Origin of the sequence: Rhizobium sp. N621, from assembly GCF_001664325.1 — a bacterium.
Taxonomy (GTDB): domain Bacteria; phylum Pseudomonadota; class Alphaproteobacteria; order Rhizobiales; family Rhizobiaceae; genus Rhizobium; species Rhizobium esperanzae.
The window spans coordinates 1,351,367-1,368,634 of sequence record NZ_CP013495.1; the positions used below are offsets into that span (position 1 = coordinate 1,351,367).

13 protein-coding genes are annotated in these 17,268 nt (G+C 61.6%); 5 read left to right on the forward strand and 8 right to left on the reverse strand.

What is annotated here, in order from left to right; translation table 11 throughout:
• Positions 1-136: 136 nt before the first annotated feature.
• Positions 137-2,785 (reverse strand): aminopeptidase N, encoded by a 2,649-nt coding sequence (gene pepN / locus AMK00_RS06635; RefSeq protein ID WP_064809946.1) that lies wholly within the window; start codon positions 2,783-2,785, stop codon positions 137-139.
• A gap of 363 nt (positions 2,786-3,148) precedes the next feature.
• Between pepN and AMK00_RS06640 the strand changes: the two genes are divergently transcribed.
• Together AMK00_RS06640 and AMK00_RS06645 are read left to right on the forward strand one after the other, a co-directional pair.
• Complete coding sequence (locus AMK00_RS06640; protein ID WP_064809947.1) at positions 3,149-4,087, forward strand: DMT family transporter; 939 nt, start codon at positions 3,149-3,151, stop codon at positions 4,085-4,087.
• A gap of 223 nt (positions 4,088-4,310) precedes the next feature.
• Entirely contained in the window at positions 4,311-5,183 is an 873-nt protein-coding gene (locus AMK00_RS06645; protein WP_064801380.1) for a hypothetical protein, read from the forward strand.
• Here AMK00_RS06645 and AMK00_RS32455 read toward each other — a convergent pair whose 3' ends face one another.
• The 6 genes from AMK00_RS32455 to AMK00_RS06670 all read right to left on the reverse strand — a co-directional run bounded on the left by AMK00_RS32455 (position 5,184) and on the right by AMK00_RS06670 (position 12,637).
• Complete coding sequence (locus tag AMK00_RS32455) at positions 5,184-5,339, reverse strand: hypothetical protein (protein ID WP_167377185.1); 156 nt, start codon at positions 5,337-5,339, stop codon at positions 5,184-5,186.
• A gap of 90 nt (positions 5,340-5,429) precedes the next feature.
• Complete coding sequence (locus tag AMK00_RS06650) at positions 5,430-5,621, reverse strand: hypothetical protein (RefSeq protein ID WP_064809948.1); 192 nt, start codon at positions 5,619-5,621, stop codon at positions 5,430-5,432.
• Between the two features lie 131 nt (positions 5,622-5,752).
• The gene (locus AMK00_RS06655) at positions 5,753-6,637 is read right to left on the reverse strand and encodes a uracil-DNA glycosylase (RefSeq protein WP_064809949.1); all 885 of its coding nucleotides are present in this window, start codon (positions 6,635-6,637) and stop codon (positions 5,753-5,755) included.
• Positions 6,638-6,705: 68 nt separating this feature from the next.
• Positions 6,706-7,998, reverse strand: coding sequence for an Hsp70 family protein (locus AMK00_RS06660; protein ID WP_064809950.1), 1,293 nt, complete (start codon positions 7,996-7,998; stop codon positions 6,706-6,708).
• Between the two features lie 200 nt (positions 7,999-8,198).
• Positions 8,199-11,318, reverse strand: coding sequence for an efflux RND transporter permease subunit (locus tag AMK00_RS06665; protein ID WP_064809951.1), 3,120 nt, complete (start codon positions 11,316-11,318; stop codon positions 8,199-8,201).
• Positions 11,315-12,637, reverse strand: a complete 1,323-nt coding sequence (locus AMK00_RS06670; protein WP_064809952.1) for an efflux RND transporter periplasmic adaptor subunit — start codon at positions 12,635-12,637, stop codon at positions 11,315-11,317. Before AMK00_RS06670 ends, AMK00_RS06665 begins: the two co-directional genes overlap by 4 nt.
• Before the next feature lie 276 nt (positions 12,638-12,913).
• Here AMK00_RS06670 and AMK00_RS06675 point away from each other — a divergent pair, with 276 nt between their 5' ends.
• Positions 12,914-13,795 carry a phosphotransferase family protein gene (locus AMK00_RS06675; RefSeq protein WP_064809953.1) on the forward strand — a complete coding sequence of 294 codons (882 nt, stop codon included), beginning with the start codon at positions 12,914-12,916 and terminating at the stop codon, positions 13,793-13,795.
• Positions 13,796-13,801: 6 nt separating this feature from the next.
• Here the strand turns inward: AMK00_RS06675 and AMK00_RS06680 are convergent, their stop codons facing one another.
• Positions 13,802-14,590, reverse strand: a complete 789-nt coding sequence (locus AMK00_RS06680; RefSeq protein ID WP_064809954.1) for an SDR family oxidoreductase — start codon at positions 14,588-14,590, stop codon at positions 13,802-13,804.
• A 243-nt stretch (positions 14,591-14,833) separates the two neighbouring features.
• Here AMK00_RS06680 and AMK00_RS06685 point away from each other — a divergent pair, with 243 nt between their 5' ends.
• Together AMK00_RS06685 and AMK00_RS06690 are read left to right on the forward strand one after the other, a co-directional pair.
• Entirely contained in the window at positions 14,834-16,498 is a 1,665-nt protein-coding gene (locus AMK00_RS06685; RefSeq protein ID WP_064809955.1) for an electron transfer flavoprotein-ubiquinone oxidoreductase, read from the forward strand.
• Positions 16,499-16,633: 135 nt separating this feature from the next.
• A complete protein-coding gene (locus AMK00_RS06690; RefSeq protein ID WP_064809956.1) occupies positions 16,634-17,248 on the forward strand; it encodes a L,D-transpeptidase in 615 nt (204 codons plus the stop codon).
• The last annotated feature ends 20 nt before the right edge of the window (positions 17,249-17,268 follow it).

Sequence of the window (17,268 nt, forward strand, 5' to 3'; positions counted from 1 at the left end):
GAGAATCATGGGTGATTCGCCTTGTCCAGAGGCAAAGGTAAAAATCCGTTAACTATTTATATTTCTGTATTTTTTGCGCGATTCGAATCACGGGCGGGCCGGCCGCCACGTCCTGCGCGGCGGCCGGTTCGGCAAATTACCCTTTAAGCGTGCGCTCGACGATGTCGCGGACGTCAGTGGAAAGGTTGGGCGCCTGTTCGATCCTGCTCAATGCGGCGCGGGCGTGATCGGCGCGCGTCGGCTCCAGCGAGCGCCAGGAGCGCATCGAGGTCAGAATGCGGGCGGCAAGCTGCGGGTTGCGCTCGTCGATTTCGAGAATCTCGCCCGCGAGAAAATGATAGCCTTCGCCGTCGGCACGGCCGAAACCGGTCGGATTGGCAAAGGCGAAGGTGCCGACCAGCGCCCGCATTCTGTTCGGATTGGTCCGCCTGAAGAGCGAATTCTCCATGAGGGCGCGCACCCGCTCCAGGGTTTTGGCGCCTGGAATGCCGGCCTGAATGGAGAACCATTTGTCGATGACGAGCGCGTTTTCCGCAAAGCGGTCGCGGAAGGCGGCCAGCGCCTGACCCGTCTCTGCACTCTCGGGGAAATGATGGACGAGAAGCGTCAGCGCATGGCTGAGATCGGTCATATTGTTGGCCGCATCGAAGGCGGCCTTGGCGCGAACCGGTGTCTGCTCGGCATAGGAGAGGTAGGTGAGGGCGCTATTGCGCAGCGCGCGCAAGCCGGCGCTTTTGGCATCCGGGCTGAAATCGCCTGATGTCGTCATCGATGCGTAGAGGCCGGCAAAGATACTCTTTCCGGCATCGGCAATTTGTTTCAGAATCGCCTGCCGGCCGGTATGGATGGCGTCGGGATCGTTATTGCCGCCGAGTTCGCGGGCAATATCGGATTCGCTTGGCAGAGCCAGCGCCTGGGCGCGAAAGGCAGGCTCGAGGCTCTCGTCGGCGGCAGCCGCCACCAGGGTCTCGACGAAGGTCGCCTCGCAGGCAACCGGCTTGCCCTCACGCGCGTCACGGGCGGCTTTGAGAAGGTTCGGCAGCGCCAAATCGGTCAGCGCCTGCCAGCGGGAGAAGTGATCCGTCTCGTAACGGGCGAGGCGAGCAAGATCGGCCGGGCTCTGATCGAAATGCAGGTTGATCGGCGCCGAGAAGCTGCGGTTGATCGAGACGACCGGGCGTGAGCCGACGCCGTGGAATACCGCCGTCTGTGCGCGGCTGGTCAGGTGCAGCACCTCGCCGGAATATTCCGCGCCGCTGACCGCGCTCGGCTCGATCTTGCCGCCATTTTCGCCGAAGAGCGCGAGGCTGAGCGGAATATGCATCGGTTCCTTGCTCGACTGGCCGGGTGTTGCCGGGATCATCTGTTCGAGCGACAGGGTGAAGGTGCCGGCTGCCGGATCATAACCGCCCGATGCGGTGACCAGCGGCGTGCCGGCCTGATGATACCAGAGCGAGAATTGCGTGAGGTCGCGCCCGCTTGCATCCTCGAAGCATTTGACGAAATCCTCGATCGTCACCGCCTGGCCGTCGTGCCGGTCGAAATAGAGGTCCATGCCCTTCTTGAAACCGTCTTTGCCGACGAGCGTCGCGATCATGCGCGTGACTTCGCTGCCCTTCTCGTAGACAGTCCGCGTGTAGAAATTGTTGATCTCGCGATATGTCGTCGGCCGCACCGGATGGGCCAGAGGGCCGCCATCCTCCGGAAACTGCTCGGATTTCAGGTGGCGCACATCGGCGATGCGCTTGACCGGGCGCGAGCGCTGATCGGAGGAAAATTCCTGGTCGCGATAGACCGTCAGGCCTTCCTTGAGGCACAGCTGGAACCAGTCGCGGCAGGTGATGCGGTTGCCGGTCCAATTGTGGAAATATTCATGCGCGATGACCGCTTCGATATTGGCGTAGTCGGCATCGGTCGCGGTCTCGGGATCGGCAAGGACATATCTGTCATTGAAGACGTTGAGACCCTTGTTCTCCATCGCGCCCATGTTGAAGTCGGAGACGGCGACGATCATGAAGATGTCGAGATCATATTCGCGCCCGAACCGCTCTTCGTCCCACTTCATCGAGCGCTTCAGCGCATCCATCGCATAGGCTGCGCGGGTCTCCTTGCCGTGTTCGACATAGATCTTCAGCACCACTTCGCGACCGGACATGGTAGTGAAGGTGTCTTCGACGACGCCGAGATCGCCGGCCACGAGGGCGAAGAGATAGCTGGGCTTCGGATGCGGGTCGAACCAGGCGGCGAAATGCTTGCCGGGGCCATAGCCGGCGCCGCCGAGGAAGTTGCCGTTCGACAGCAGCAGCGGGTTGGCGTCCTTGTCGGCGATGATGTTGACCGTGAACGGCGCCAGCACGTCCGGCCGGTCGGGGAAATAGGTGATGCGGCGGAAGCCTTCCGCCTCGCACTGGGTGCAGTAGATGCCGCCGGTGCGGTAAAGGCCCATCAGCTGGGTATTGGCTTCAGGATTGATGATCGTGGTGATCGTCAGCTCGAAGGGAGCGCTCTCCGGCAGGTCGCGCACTGTCAGGCTTTCCGGCGTCGCGTCATAACGTGAAGGGTCAAGCTCGACCTGGTCGAACAGCAGCCCCGCCAGCGTCAGCTCGTCGCCGTCGAGCACGATCGGCGCGGTAATGTCGGCGCCCGGACGACGATGAAAGATGAGCCGCGCTTCGACCTTCGTCTCCGTCGGATCAAGTTCGAATGTCAGGTCCACGCGTTCCAGCACGAAGTCGGTGGGACGGTAATCTGCCAGATGAATGACCTGGCCGGTATCTGTTCGCATGGTGTTTCCTGAAGACCGTTATTTGACAACCGCGGATACAGAGGCGGGCGCACTCTGCCTAAATTGCCGGGCATGATTACATTAAAGTCTGAACTAAAGTTAAAGCAAATTGCCGGCAAACGCGAAGTTCGCAGGCAAAATATCTATTGGAAGCGGATGAACGTGGCTGTCGGCCGAAGGTGCTATATCGGATCGAGCGCCGCAGCGCCGCTCTCCCGCCTGACCAGTCGGATTGGATGCGAAAAGTGATAAATTTTCGCCCATCTCGGATTTTCTTTAGCTAGGATGACAGACGTCACTCGCCGCGTCCCCGAGTCGGACGCGTCTCCCCGTTCCTGTTAAGTCAGCACCAGAGCCAGGATCATGCACTCGGTTCTCAGAAACCCGATGAGAGGCATTGCGCTGAAAGTCTCGTCGGTCGTGGTCTTCCTGGCCATGCAGACCTTCATCAAGCTGGCCGGCCCGGACATCCCGCCGGGCCAGGTCACCTTCTGCAGGTCCTTCTTCGCGCTATTCCCGATCATGGCCTACCTCGCCTATATCGGCCAGCTGCGCGCCGCCTTCCACACCGCCAACCCGGTCGGCCACCTGAAGCGCGGCACGATCGGCATCCTGTCGATGGCTTTCGGTTTTTACGGCCTGCTGCATCTGCCGCTGCCGGAGGCGATCGCGCTCGGCTACGCCTTGCCGCTCGTCGCCGTTATCTTCGCCGCGGTTTTTCTCGGCGAGACCGTACGCATCTATCGCTGGAGCGCCGTTCTGGTCGGCATCGTCGGCGTCGCTATCGTCTCCTGGCCGAAACTGACGCTGTTGCGTGACGGTGGCATGGAAGCCGAACAGGCAGTCGGCGCACTTTGCGTGCTGCTCTCGGCCGTTCTCGGCGGCATGGCGATGATCCAGGTGCGTCGTCTCGTCGAGGAGGAGAAGACTGCGACGATCGTGCTGTATTTTTCACTCACCGCGTCGGCCTTCTCGCTGGCTTCCCTTCCTTTCGGCTGGCTCGTCCTGCCATGGCCGTCGGCGCTTTATCTGGTCGCTGCCGGCTTTTGCGGTGGTGTCGCCCAGATTCTGCTGACGGAAAGCTATCGCCATGCCGATGTCTCCACCATCGCGCCGTTCGAATATACCTCGATCCTGCTCGGCGGTATCGTCGGCTACTTCGTGTTCGGCGACGTGCCGACCGTCACCATGCTGATCGGTACCGTCATCGTCGTTGCCGCCGGTATCTTCATCATCTATCGCGAGCATCAGCTGGGCATCGAACAGCGCGAGGCGCGCAAGGCGACGACGCCGCAAGCCTGACGCTCTGACCGGCATTAACGCGAAGATTGCCTCCGTGCGAGGCTTGCTTCCGGTGAGCGAAAGGAATGGCGAATTCTTGGGATGGCGTCGACCCGCGGAATATGATTGTTGAACATGAGAAACTATCATTTATTCAACACTATGCATGTCTGATAGGCCGCTTTGCGGCTTCGATATTACTGCTCCGAACGCTGGCCTGCGAGCGGAGGTGGAGAAAAGCATAATGGCATTCACGGCGGAGCAATTGGCGGGGAACTGCTCCTTTCTGATGAGCATCCGCTTTCTGGCTGGGCAGACGCGCGGCATGTTCGACGCCGGTCCACGTTTGGCGCGACTGCTCGCCTCGCATCAGCGCTGGCTCCTGACTCAGACCGCCTATGCCCTCCACCTGGAATTTGATCCGCGCGACCCGACGTCGGGTTTCACCGCCGTTCGGCTGACCGGTCGCATCACCGCACACAAGGTGGCGAGCCGCAACACCGTGCTCGCCTTCATCGAAGAACTCTATACCTACCGTTTCATCACCCACACACCTGGCGACGAGCGGCGCCGGCCACGACATTTTGAACCGGCCAGTGTCAGCCACCAGGCGATGTTCGGCTGGATCTACGCCAATCTGGCCGCCCTCGACCTTCTCGACGGCGGCGAAAGGGCGACCTTTTTCCAGGCAAATCCAGCATTGATGAAGCTCGTTCAGCCGCGCATTGCCCGCCATTGCCTGGAAGATGCTGCCTGGCGGGAGCCGCCGGAGCAGGTGGCACAGTTTCTCTGGACGGAAGCCGGCGGCCTCGTCGTCGACAACTTCATCAGCCGGATGGATATCGAGAACACCGAGTCCGACAGGTTTGTCGTCGGCCGCGTCGAAACCCGCGCGCTCGCCGCCGATTTCATGATGTCGCGGACGCACCTGCAGCGGCTCTTGGCAAAGGCGGCGCAGCGCGGCTGCGTCGGCTGGCATGACGAGCCGCGCAAGACGCGGCTCTGGATATCGCGGGATTTTGTCGAGGAATATTGCGCCTGGCAGGCCGTCAAGTTCGCCTATGTCGACGAAGCCTTCGAATGGGCGAAAACCCGGATCGAAGAATTGGCGGTCTGATCAGAGAACGATCGCCGCTGCACTCGCGCCGAAATCGGAGACGCCATCGACAGGCCTTACCCGCTCGCGTTCATACTCCCGTGCGGCGCAGACCGCGGCGCGGATATGCTCGAAGGTTTCAATGTTGCGAAGAATGGATAGCAGGATCGTCGACATGTTGGCTTACTCTGATACGGAGTGCACGCTTCGTTAAATCGAAGCCGGTGCGCCCCCCGAAAAGACGCACGGGGCTGTGGTGCCCGCCACTCAATATTGCTGGAAGTCGGAAAAAATAGCGTTCGGACGCGCTGTGCGGCCGTTGATGCCGGTGCCGCGGGCAACCATCTGCTCGTTCGTGGCAAAGCCGAAACGGCTATAGCCCTGGGTGGAACGAATCTGGTCGCCGGCGAGGCGAAGGGTTTCAAACCCGCAATGGATAGGACGAAATCGCTTGTTCATGGCCTTGGTTCCTGTAATTCCTCCCAAGACACCCCTTTATATTGCAGTGCAGCATCGATTCTGCAATGCATCATGACGCGATGCAGCCATGCGGAAAACGCATGGATTATTTGATGAATTATTCACTTCGACTAATTTCTAAGCAAAGCGAGCGAGTTAAGCTTTGCTTGAAAGACCAGCAGGTCGTTCCAGGCCAGCCGTTTGTTGACAGGTGCGGTTAACAGATCCTGAGGATGCAGGCTGGCAATGGCAGGGATGACGCGCTCGGCGACGGCAATTTCTCTCCAGCGGCCGCGCAGGCCGTGAATCGTATCGTTTTCTCCGAAGAAGAACCGCGCCGCGAAATTGCCGAGCAGCAGGATCGCCTGCGGCTCGGCGAGCGCAATCTGCCGCTCGATGAAGGGTCGGCAGATATCCATTTCGGCCGGCGACGCCGCGCGGTTGCCGGGCGGCCGCCAGGGAATGACTTGCGTCAGCAGGACGCTGGAACGGCTAAGTCCGATCGCCGCCAGCATCTTGTCGAACAGCTGGCCGGATTTTCCCGAGAACGGCGTGCCCTCACGATCGTCTTCGGCGCTCGGCGCCGAGCCGATCACCATGATGCCGCTGTCGGCGTCGCCGCTGGCAACGATCGTCGAGCGGGCGCTGTGCTTGAGATTGCAGCCGTTGAAGGCCTCGATCGCGGTCTTGAGCTCACTGAGCGACCGCGCGGCTTCGGCGACAAAACGCGCCTGCTGCACGGCCTCGCCGTCCGGGATCGCCGGTTGCGGCCCGGAGGCCGGGGCCGGACGCGCCGCTGCACTCGGACGAGGCGATGTCTGGCGCTGCCCCGGGAGAGGACGTTCCTCAGCAATGGGCCGTTCCTGCTGCGCCGGACGGCGCGCGGCCTTTATCGCCTCGAATTCGGCGAAGCGGTCGACCGCCTCTTCTTCCAGCAGCCATTCCACACCGGCATCCGCATGGAAATGCAGAAGCGCTGCAAGCTCGGCGGGGGAAAGGTCGTTGGCGGAGATCATGCGGCAAATCTAGCGAAGAGATCGTGGCATTGAAAGGGCGGGCGGCACATTGGCCGCACTTGCCGGCTTTATTGCACAGTCCATTGCGTGATGTCGTCGCGTTCGCCGATCAGCGCCAGTCCATGGGCGATCGACAGCAGTTCGCCGCCGCTTTCGATCCGGCCGCGCTCGAAGCGCTCGGTGAAGATGCGGCGCACCGCCGGCACGAAGGAGGTGCCGCCGGTCAGGAACACCTTGTCGATGTCGGCAGGCTTCGTCTCGGTCTTGACGAGCACCTCGTCGAGCGCACCTTCGATGCGGGCGAGATCCTCGGCGATCCAGCCTTCGAAGTCGCGGCGCTTGATGCTGCGCTGTCCGCCGCGGCCAAGCGGCGCGAAGTCGAAAAGCGCCTCGTCGGCAGCCGAGAGCGCCATCTTTGTCGCCGACACCGCCTGGTAGAGCGGATAGCCTTCGTCATGGTCGATGAGGTCGATGAAGATTTCGAGCTTTTCCGGCTCCAGGCTGGTGCGCACCAGTTTCTTCAAATCCTCGAACTCCCGCGTGGTCTTGAAGATCGACAGCTGGTTCCAGCGACCGAAGCTGGAATAGTAGTTGGACGGCACTTCGAGAATCTTGTCGAAGCTCTTGAAATGGCTTCCCTTGCCGATTAGCGGAGCGACGATGTTGTCGATCATCCGATAGTCGAAATGATCGCCGGCGACGCCGACGCCGGAATGGCCGATCGGCGTTGCCGTCAGCCTGCCGGCGACGGTTTCGAAGCGGATCAGCGAATAGTCGGTCGTGCCGCCACCGAAATCGGCGACCAGCACCGTCGCATCCTGCTTCAGATTCTGCGCGAAATAGAAGGCGGCGGCGACCGGCTCGTAGACATAGTGGATTTCGGGAAAGCCGAAGCGCGACAGCGCCTCGTTGTAACGTTCGGTCGCCAGCGCCGGATCGGGGCTGGCGCCGGCGAAATGCACCGGACGGCCGGTGACGATGCGGCTGACATCCGAGGGCCAGCTGTCGCCGGCATAGTTGCGCAGGCGCCGCACGAAGATCTCCATCAGGTCCTCGAAATTGTGCCGCTTGGCGAAGATCAGCGTGCCCTGGAACAGCGCGCTTGCCGCAAAGGTCTTGATCGACTGCAGGAACCGGCATTCGCCGGGATTGTCGATGAATTGCCGGATCGCCGCATGGCCCGCCTCCACCTTCAGCGCCGAGGCGCCGAGCTGGGAGTCCTTCATGAAGGAGAGTGCCGTCCGCATGCTGTCGGCCGTGCCGGCTGCGCTTGTGAACGTCATCGAGCCCGTTGCCCCGCCATCCGCCATGGCGAGAACCGTATTCGTCGTGCCGAAGTCGAAACCCAGCGCCTGAGCCATGCCCGCACCTCTTCATGCCGATTGTTGATGGAGACGGAGCAGCGCTCCGCAAGGGCGTAAGGACGCCCGGATCAAGGAGGGCGGTTGATGCCATAGCGGCGTGACACATTCAAGTGGATTGAAGATCGAGGCGCGCCGCCATGTCCGCTTCCCGCTCGGGCAAGAAGCGGACCGGCAAGGCCCGGTATCGTCAGAACGCCTTACTCGGCGGCCAGCGCCCTTGTCTCCTGCAACACCGGCTCCTCGACCTTCTTCTGGCCCATCAGCCTGCCGAGGAAGCTTCCGAAGCGGTCCATCTCGACGAAGATGACGGGGGTGATGAACAGCGTCAGCAGCTGCGACACGACGAGGCCGCCGACGACGGCGATACCGAGCGGCTGGCGTAGCTCCGAGCTGGCGCCGGTGCCGAGCGCGATCGGCAGGGCGCCGAGCAGGGCGCAGAAGGTCGTCATCATGATCGGCCGGAAGCGCCGCACGCATGCCTCGTGGATCGCTGCCGTCGCTTTTTCGCCGGTCGTGCGCATGGTCTCCACCGCCACGTCGATCATCATGATCGCGTTCTTCTTGACGATGCCGATCAGCATCAACAGGCCGATGAGGGCAATGATCGACAGGTCGAAGCCCGTGATCTTCAAGGCGAGCAGCGCACCGAAGGCCGCCGCGGGCAGGCCGGACAGAATGGTGAGCGGATGGATGAAGCTCTCATAGAGGACGCCGAGCACGACATAGATGGTCAGAATGGCCGCCAGGATCAGATAGGGCGTATTGCCTTGCGACTGTTCGAAGATCTCGGCCGTGCCGCCATAGGAGGTGAAGACATCGGCCGGCAGGCCGATCTCCTTCTTGATCTGGTCGATCGCTGCCGTCGCGTCGCTGAGCGAAACGCCCTCGGGCAGGTTGAAGGAAACGGTGGTCGAGACGAGCTGGCCCGTCTGATTGATCGTCACGGGGCCGGTGGTGCGCCGGACGTGCGCGAAGTTCGAAAGCGGCACCAGACTGCCATTGGACGAGGCTACGCGAATCTCCGACAGCTTCTGGTCGTCCCAGGGCTTGCTGGTGTCGTATTCGACGATGACGTCGTAGCTGTCGCCGGTCGACTGGATCTCCGCCGCTGCATATCCGCTGAAGGATTCCTGCAGCGTCGTGCGCAGCGTATCATTGTCGATCCCATAGGCGGCCGCCCGCTCGGTATCGATGACGATATTGGCTTGCAGGGCGTTGTTCTGGGCATCCGATGTCACATCGGTGAACAGCCCGCGGTCACCACGCATCGCCGCCTGGATCTTGCCGGCCCAGAGGTTGGTCTGGTCGGCGCTCAGCGCCTGGATGACCAGCTGATACTGGCTGGCGGTCTGGCGGCCGCCGAAGCGCAGGCTCTGGTTCGGCGTCACGAAGGCCTGCAATCCGGGAATCTTGTTGATTGCAGTGCGCAGCTCACGCAATGTCTGATCAAGCGGCGGGCGCTCCTTCTTGTCCTTGAGTTCGACGAACATCGAGCCATTGTTCTGCGGTTTGTTCGGGTTGCCGCCGATTGTCGACATCACGTGATTGACCGCCGGGTTCGCCTTGACGGCGGCTGCCGCCTGCTGCTGGAGCGCCTCCATGGCGGAATAGGAAATGTCCTGCCGGGCCTGCGTGCTGATCGACAGGCGGCCGATATCCTCCTGCGGGAAGAAGCTCGTCGGCAGCGTCATGAAGAAATAGAACGTCAGTGCGACGGAGCCCAGGAAGATGCCGAGGATCGTCAGACGATGGCGAAGGCACCAGCCAACTGCCCTGTCGTAGCCGTTGAGCGTCCGCTCGAAGCCTGCATCGAAGAGGCGAATGAGGAGCGGCGGCCGGCTGTGATTGTTGGAAAGACGCGAGCCGAGCATCGGCGTCACCGTCAGCGAGACGATCGCTGACGATATGATGGCGATGGCAACGACCATGCCGAATTCGTTGAACACGCGGCCGACGACGCCGCCCATCAAGAGGATCGGGATGAAGACCGCGATCAGCGAAACCGACATGGAAATGATGGTGTAGCTGACTTCGCCCGCTCCCTTGATCGCCGCTTCACGCACCGGCATGCCTTCTTCGACGTGACGCAGGATGTTTTCGAGCATGACGATCGCATCGTCCACCACCAGACCCACCGCGAGCGTCAGCCCCAACAGCGAGATATTGTCGATGCTGTAGCCGAGCACATACATCATCCCGAACGTCGAGATCAGCGACAGCGGAACGGCAAGCCCCGGAATGATCGTCGCGGTCGCATGGCCGGTGAAGAGATAGATGACGAGAACGACGAGGCCGATCGTCAGGAACAGTGTGAACTTCACGTCGGCGATGGCGGCGCGAATGGGTTTTGCGGCGTCGTTCATGACCACGGTCGTCACCGAAGACGGAATTTCGGCGTGCAGCTGCGGCAGCTTGGCGTTGATCGCATCGACGACATCGACCGTATTGGCATCCGGCTGACGCTGGATGGCGAGGATAATGCCGCGCTGGCCATCATACCAGCTGCCGGTATACTGGTTCTCGACCCCATCCTGCACATCGGCGACATCACCCAGATGGATCGGCGCTCCATTCGGATTGGCGATGACGAGCGAGCGGAATTGGTCGGCATTGGTGCGCTGCGTGTTGGCGGTGATCGTCATGCTCTGCGAATTGTTCTGCAGCGTCCCCACAGGCTGCTGGCTGTTGGCGGCAGCAAGCGCCTTGTTGACGGTGTCGATGCCGATGCCGCGGGTGAGCAGCCTGTTGGGGTCGACTTCGACGCGCACGGCATAGGTCTGCGCACCATAGACGCTGACTTGGGCAACGCCGGGCAGCGTCGAAAGCGATGGCGAGATGATGTCCTCGGCGATCTCGTCGAGCTTGCTGCGCGGCATGGTGTTGCTCTGCACGGAGAGCAGCATCACAGGCGCATCGGCTGGGTTGGTCTTGCGATAGCTCGGTGGTGTCGTCAAGTTGTCGGGCAGCTGCCGGGTCGCGTGCGAGATCGCCGCCTGCACGTCGGCTGCGGCCGCGTCGATATCGCGGTTGAGATCGAACTGCAGCACGATGCTGGTGCTGCCGAGCGAGCTCGAGGCGCTGATTTCGCTGATCCCGGGAATGGTCTCGAACTGTTTGATCAGCGGCGTGGCAACCGAGGTCGCCATGGTCTGCGGCGAGGCGCCGCTCAGCTGGGCCGAAACGTTGATCGTCGGAAAATCGACCTGCGGCAGGGCTGCAACCGGCACGAGCCGGTAGCCGGCAAGACCGGCCAGAATGACGCCGATGGCAAGCAGCGTCGTCGCGACGGGGCGCTGGATACAAAAAATCGGGATCATTGCTGAGCTCCCACGGCGATCGTCTCGGACTGCTGCGGTTGCCGAGGCTCTTCGGCAGAGGCGACATCAAGGGTCTTGTCGTCGAACTGCTCGTTGATTGCCTGCTGGTCGCTGAGCTGGCCCTGGCCTTCGATGACGACATGGTCGCCCGGCTGAAGACCCGATTCGATGGCGGTAAAGCCGCCATTGGCGCGGGCGACGGTGACCGGCGTCAGATGCGATTTGCCGTCCTTGACGACAAAGGCGAAGAACCCGTCCGGGCCGGGGCTGACGGCAACCGTCGGCACCACCACCTGCTGTTGGTCGTTGTTGAAATGCACGATGATGTTGATCGATTGGCCAGGCCAGAGCGCACCGGAGGCATTCTCGAACTTTGCCTTGGCCAAGATCGTGCCCGAGGCGGTATCGACCGTGTTGTCGTAGAAGCTGATTTCGCCCTTGCGGATCTGCCCCTTGGTGGAAGCGGGAACTGTGCTGACCTCGACCGGACCGAGTGCCAGCGCCTTCTTCAGGACGCGCAGATAACGTTCCTGCAGGTGAAATTTCACATAGATCGGATCGTATTTCGCGATGGTGACGATTGCCGAGCCGGCATTGAGGAAGGCGCCCTTGCTGACGGCAATATCGCCGAGCCGGCCGTCGAAGGGCGCCCGGATATCTGTATTCTCGAGGATGACTTGATCCGAGTCGAGGGTGGCCTTGTCAGCCTCGACCGTGGCCGCGGCGGTGTCGCGGGCAGCTCTTGCCTGGTCGAGGCTCTGCTGCGTGCCGGCCTTCTGGTCGAACAGGTCCTGCGCGCGAACCAGCGCCGTCTCTGCTTCCGAAAGCGTTGCCGTATCCCGGACGATCATCGCATTGTCTTTGTCGACCGCCGCCTTCGCCGTCCGGTCGTCCAGCTTGGCGATAAGGTCGCCGGCTTTGACGGTCGCTCCATCCTGCGCATTGATGCTGACGATCAGGCCCTGTTCCTGTGCGGCCATGGTCGTATTGTCGTCGGCATCGGCCCAGCCGGACGCGGTGACATCCGTCGGCAGCGTCGTTTTCACCGCAGCAACTGTTTTGACGACAGTTGGACCGCCGCCGCGTCTGCGCCCGCCACCCTGGTGTTGCCCGCCATTCTCGGCCTGGTCGGTCGGCGCCTGATTTGCCTGTGTCTGATCGCCCTGTGCCTGCCTGCTGCCGCCATTGCCGCCGGCCGGCTGCTTGATGAGCTCGGAGAGGTAGGGAATGCGCGCCGCATAAGGGACCAGATTCCCGAATTGCCAAACGCCGACCGCGGCGATTGCGACAAAGCTGACGGTGATCCAAAATTTCTTCATGGGCTAGACCGGGGTTTGAGCAAGGGTGCAAATTTTATGCTTTGATTGAGCCGCTTATATTGCGGCGCAAAAAAGACATAATTCCCGTGTCGCGATCACTAAGTGGTTATAACGGCTTAAATTTTTGTAATGAATATTCCGTAATATTCAAATTATACTAATATAGTGCGGGTGCCACTTGGCGCGGCTTCGGCGGCTGGACGCCGACGGGTTTCGACAGGCCGATGCTGCTCGCCTGCATCCAAAGAACAGGGAAAACAGAAAAGGCAGGTCGTCATGACAGAGTTGAACGTCAGCGAATTTCGCTCTCTCATCACAAGTGTATTTCCGGAACTGACGGCCTCCGTTTTCAAGCTCGCGGCGAAGGGCTGGGATTCGATGGCAGTCGACGTCGACGACACGCTGATCTTCAAGTTTCCCCGCCATCTCGGCGCCGAAAGAGCGCTCGTGAAGGAAGCCGCTGTGCTCGATATCGTTCGACCCTCGCTGTCGATGGCAGTTCCCGACATGCGCATTCACGACGGGCCGCCGATCTTCTCCAGCCACGCCAAGCTCGAGGGCGAACACCTCATTGCCGAAGATTACGATGCGCTGGGAGAGGGCGGCCGTCAGCGCCTGGCGGATGACCTCGCGCGTTTCTACGCCGAACTGCACGCGCTCGATGCCGATCGCCTGCGGGCGGCCGGCGCCGGAGCGATCCAGCCATGGCAATCGCCGGAGGCGGTTCGGACGAAGGCTTTGCCGCTGCTGCCGGCTGATATCAAGGGCTTTGCCGAAACCGTTGTTTCGGATTTCGAAGCCTTGCCGCCGGATCCCTACGGCAACGTCTACGGTTTCTTCGACGGTCACGGCTGGAATATGGCCTTCGACTATCGCCAGGGTAGGCTCAACGGCATTTACGATTTCGCCGATTCAGGTTTCGGTCCGTTGCACCAGGAGTTCATCTACTCGAACTTCATCTCGCCCGATCTGACCGCGCGCATCGTCTCGGCCTATGAAATCCTGACCGGACGCAGGCTTGACCGGCGGCGCATCGCGATCCTGACGGGCTTCCATCGGCTTTCCGAACTCGCCGAACTTGCCGACGATCCGGCGAATGTCGAACAGATGATCCGGAGCGCGGCGACCTGGGCCGCTGCGGCGGCCCGTGCGGCCTGAGCGGCTCTAGACGGACCGTGCGGCGCCGCCGTCGCAGCGGATCAGCGAGCCGGTAATGTAGCTTGCCGGCTGGCTGCACAAGAAGGCGGCCGTTGCGGCAAATTCCTCGACCGTGCCATAGCGGCCGACGGGAATGCGCGCCTCTTTGTCGGCGCGAATTTCCTCGAGGCTTTTGCCCGTCCGCTTTGCCGCGGCGCCGTCGAGGTCGTCGAGCCGCCTCGTCAGGATGCTGCCCGGCAGAAGCAGGTTGGTGGTGATGCCGAAGCTCGCCACTTCGGAGGCAAGCGTCTTGCTCCAGCCGGCAAGCGCCGGGCGCAGCGTGTTCGACAGCGCCAGGTTGGCGATCGGTTCGATCACGCCTGATGAGGCAACCGTGAGGATGCGGCCCCAGCCTTGCGCCTTCATATCGGGCAGCAGCGCATTGGTGAGCGTTATCACCCGCGCAACCATGGAGAGGAAGTAGGTTTCGAGCTTTTCGGCCGTCATCTCCTCCGTCGTACCGGGCGTTGGTCCGCCGGTATTGTTGATGAGGATGTCGATGCCGCCGAACTTCTCCTTCACCGCCGTTGTTGCCGTCTCGACGAAGCGCTCATCGCCGAGATCGGCCCAGATCCAGTCGGCCCGGCCATTTCCTTCGCTGTTGATCGCCGCGCAATTGGCCTCCAGCTGTTCGCCACTGCGTCCGCAAAGCAGCACGTTTGCACCTTCGCGTGCGAGTGCTACGGCGATGCCGAGGCCAAGCCCGCGCGAGGAGGCGAGAACGAGCGCCCGTTTGCCCTTGATGCCGAGATCCATGATTTCCTCCGATGTCTTCGAGGGTTGTATAAGGCGCGGGCGACAAAAAGGGAAAGGGAGGGCCGTGGTCTCACAGGTTTCGCATTTGACGTTAACGTAAGCGGTACTGTAAGTCTCGCATCGGCTGAAATGTCTTTGTGCGAATTGAGGATTGGCTGTCGCATCCCGGCTCGACAATGCTTCGCGGTTTTGACAAGACAGTGGCCATGGGATGATGGCCACTGGCCAAGCGGAGACGAATGAATGACCGAGACGACTGAGCTGCCCGAACGCGAGAGCATGGAATTCGACGTTGTGATCGTCGGCGCCGGTCCTGCCGGTCTGGCGGCGGCGATCCGGCTGAAGCAGGTCAATCCGGAACTGTCGGTGGTGGTGCTGGAGAAGGGGGCCGAGGTCGGCGCCCATATCCTCTCCGGCGCCGTCGTCGATCCTATTGGCATCGACAGGCTGCTGCCCGGCTGGCGTGAGGAAGCCGATCATCCGTTCAAGACGGAGGTGACGGCAGATCACTTCCTGGTACTCGGCCCGGCCGGCTCGATCCGTCTGCCGAATGTGCTGATGCCGCCCTTGATGAACAATCACGGCAACTACATCGTCTCTCTCGGCAATGTCTGTCGCTGGCTGGCGGCGAAAGCAGAAGAACTCGGTGTCGAGATTTATCCGGGTTTCGCCGCCGCCGAAGTGCTATACGATGACAAGGGTGCGGTAGTCGGCGTTGCCACCGGCGACATGGGCATCGACAAGAACGGCGAACCCGGCCCGAACTACACCCGCGGCATGGAGCTGCGCGGCAAATACACGCTGATCGGCGAAGGCGTGCGCGGCTCGCTTGCCAAGCAGCTGATCGCCAAGTTCGATCTCTCGAAGGACCGCGAGCCGCAGAAATTCGGCATCGGCATCAAGGAGCTCTGGCAGGTCAAGCCGGAGAACCACAGACCGGGCCTTGTGCAGCATTCCTTCGGTTGGCCGCTCGGCATGAAGACCGGCGGCGGCTCCTTCCTCTATCACCTCGAAGACAATCTGGTGGCCGTCGGCTTCGTCGTTCACCTGAACTACAAGAACCCCTATCTCTATCCCTTCGAGGAGTTCCAGCGTTTCAAGACCCATCCGGCGATCCGCGGAACCTTCGAGGGCGGCAAGCGGCTCTCCTATGGCGCGCGCGCTATTACCGAGGGCGGCTACCAGTCGGTGCCGAAGCTATCCTTCCCGGGCGGGGCGCTGATCGGCTGTTCGGCCGGTCTGGTCAACGTGCCGCGCATCAAGGGCAGCCACAATGCGGTGCTGTCGGGCATGCTGGCCGCCGAGAAGATTGCTGCGGCGATTGTATCAGGCCGCAGCCATGACGAGGTGGTCGAGATCGAGAATGAATGGCGTGGCACCGACATCGGCCGCGACCTGAAACGGGTGCGCAACGTCAAGCCGCTGTGGTCGAAGTTCGGCACGGCGCTCGGCGTCGCGCTCGGCGGTCTCGACATGTGGACTAACACGCTGCTCGGCTTCTCCTTCTTCGGCACGCTGAAGCACGGCAAGACGGATGCGCAGTCCCTGGAGCCGGCATCCCAGCATAAGCCGATCGCCTATCCGAAACCCGACGGCGTCCTGACCTTCGACCGTCTGTCCTCGGTGTTCCTGTCGAACACCAATCACGAGGAAGACCAGCCGGTGCATCTGCAGGTCAAGGACATGGGGCTGCAGAAGAGCTCCGAGCTCGGCATCTATGCCGGGCCGTCGACCCGCTACTGTCCGGCCGGCGTCTACGAATGGGTGGAGAAGGATGGCGACAAGACCTTCGTCATCAACGCCCAGAACTGCGTGCACTGCAAGACCTGCGACATCAAAGACCCCAACCAGAACATCAACTGGGTGCCGCCGCAGGGCGGCGAGGGGCCGGTCTATCCGAATATGTGAGGCGCATCGCGGACATCGGCGGTGATTTCGACCGCTGACGTCTTCGTGATCGCCTTTCGACGGCTGCCGTTAGCCATTCGTTAACCATAAATTCCTTAGCTTGCGACATCTTGTTGACGCACTAAGGACACATTCATGACGATCTCCCGTCGGGGTTTTCTGATCGCTCTGCCGCTTTTTGTCGCCGGCTGCTCCTCGACCGGCCTCAACAGCCAGACGAATTATGCAGCACTTCCGGATGAAAAGTTTCCGTTGAGGCAGGTGCCGATCGACAAGATCAAGCCGGAACTTCGCCGCCAGGAAGTGGCCTATGAAAGCGCGCATGCGCCGGGCACGATCGTCATCGACACGCCGGCGCGTCGCGCCTACTACGTCCTCGATGACAACAGGGCGATGCGATATGGTGTCGGTGTCGGCCGCGAGGGACTGGCATTTGCCGGCAACGCCTATATCGGACGCAAGGCCGAGTGGCCGAGCTGGACGCCGACGGAAAACATGCAGCGCCGCGAAGAACGCTATCGCAGGCTTGCCGGCGGCATGCCGGGCGGCCCGAACAATCCGCTCGGCGCGCGGGCGATGTATCTCTATCGCGGCGGCAACGACACGCATTTCCGCATTCATGGCACCAATCAGCCGGAATCGATCGGCCTCGCCATGTCGAGCGGCTGTATCCGCATGATGAACCACGATGTGATTGATCTCTATAGCCGCGTCGAGGTCGGAGCCAGGGTTGTCGTCATTCAGGCCTGAGAGACCGAGAACACGCTGAA

What these genes read in the sequence shown, in the direction of transcription:
- AMK00_RS06670 (WP_064809952.1), bottom strand. Translation starts at nt 12,637, where the DNA reads ATGAAGAAATTTTGGATCACCGTCAGCTTTGTCGCAATCGCCGCGGTC.
- AMK00_RS06665 (WP_064809951.1), bottom strand. Translation starts at nt 11,318, where the DNA reads ATGATCCCGATTTTTTGTATCCAGCGCCCCGTCGCGACGACGCTGCTT.
- AMK00_RS06645 (WP_064801380.1), top strand. Translation starts at nt 4,311, where the DNA reads ATGGCATTCACGGCGGAGCAATTGGCGGGGAACTGCTCCTTTCTGATG.
- AMK00_RS32455 (WP_167377185.1), bottom strand. Translation starts at nt 5,339, where the DNA reads ATGTCGACGATCCTGCTATCCATTCTTCGCAACATTGAAACCTTCGAG.
- AMK00_RS06680 (WP_064809954.1), bottom strand. Translation starts at nt 14,590, where the DNA reads ATGGATCTCGGCATCAAGGGCAAACGGGCGCTCGTTCTCGCCTCCTCG.
- AMK00_RS06685 (WP_064809955.1), top strand. Translation starts at nt 14,834, where the DNA reads ATGACCGAGACGACTGAGCTGCCCGAACGCGAGAGCATGGAATTCGAC.
- pepN (WP_064809946.1), bottom strand. Translation starts at nt 2,785, where the DNA reads ATGCGAACAGATACCGGCCAGGTCATTCATCTGGCAGATTACCGTCCC.
- AMK00_RS06690 (WP_064809956.1), top strand. Translation starts at nt 16,634, where the DNA reads ATGACGATCTCCCGTCGGGGTTTTCTGATCGCTCTGCCGCTTTTTGTC.
- AMK00_RS06655 (WP_064809949.1), bottom strand. Translation starts at nt 6,637, where the DNA reads ATGATCTCCGCCAACGACCTTTCCCCCGCCGAGCTTGCAGCGCTTCTG.
- AMK00_RS06650 (WP_064809948.1), bottom strand. Translation starts at nt 5,621, where the DNA reads ATGAACAAGCGATTTCGTCCTATCCATTGCGGGTTTGAAACCCTTCGC.
- AMK00_RS06660 (WP_064809950.1), bottom strand. Translation starts at nt 7,998, where the DNA reads ATGGCTCAGGCGCTGGGTTTCGACTTCGGCACGACGAATACGGTTCTC.
- AMK00_RS06675 (WP_064809953.1), top strand. Translation starts at nt 12,914, where the DNA reads ATGACAGAGTTGAACGTCAGCGAATTTCGCTCTCTCATCACAAGTGTA.
- AMK00_RS06640 (WP_064809947.1), top strand. Translation starts at nt 3,149, where the DNA reads ATGCACTCGGTTCTCAGAAACCCGATGAGAGGCATTGCGCTGAAAGTC.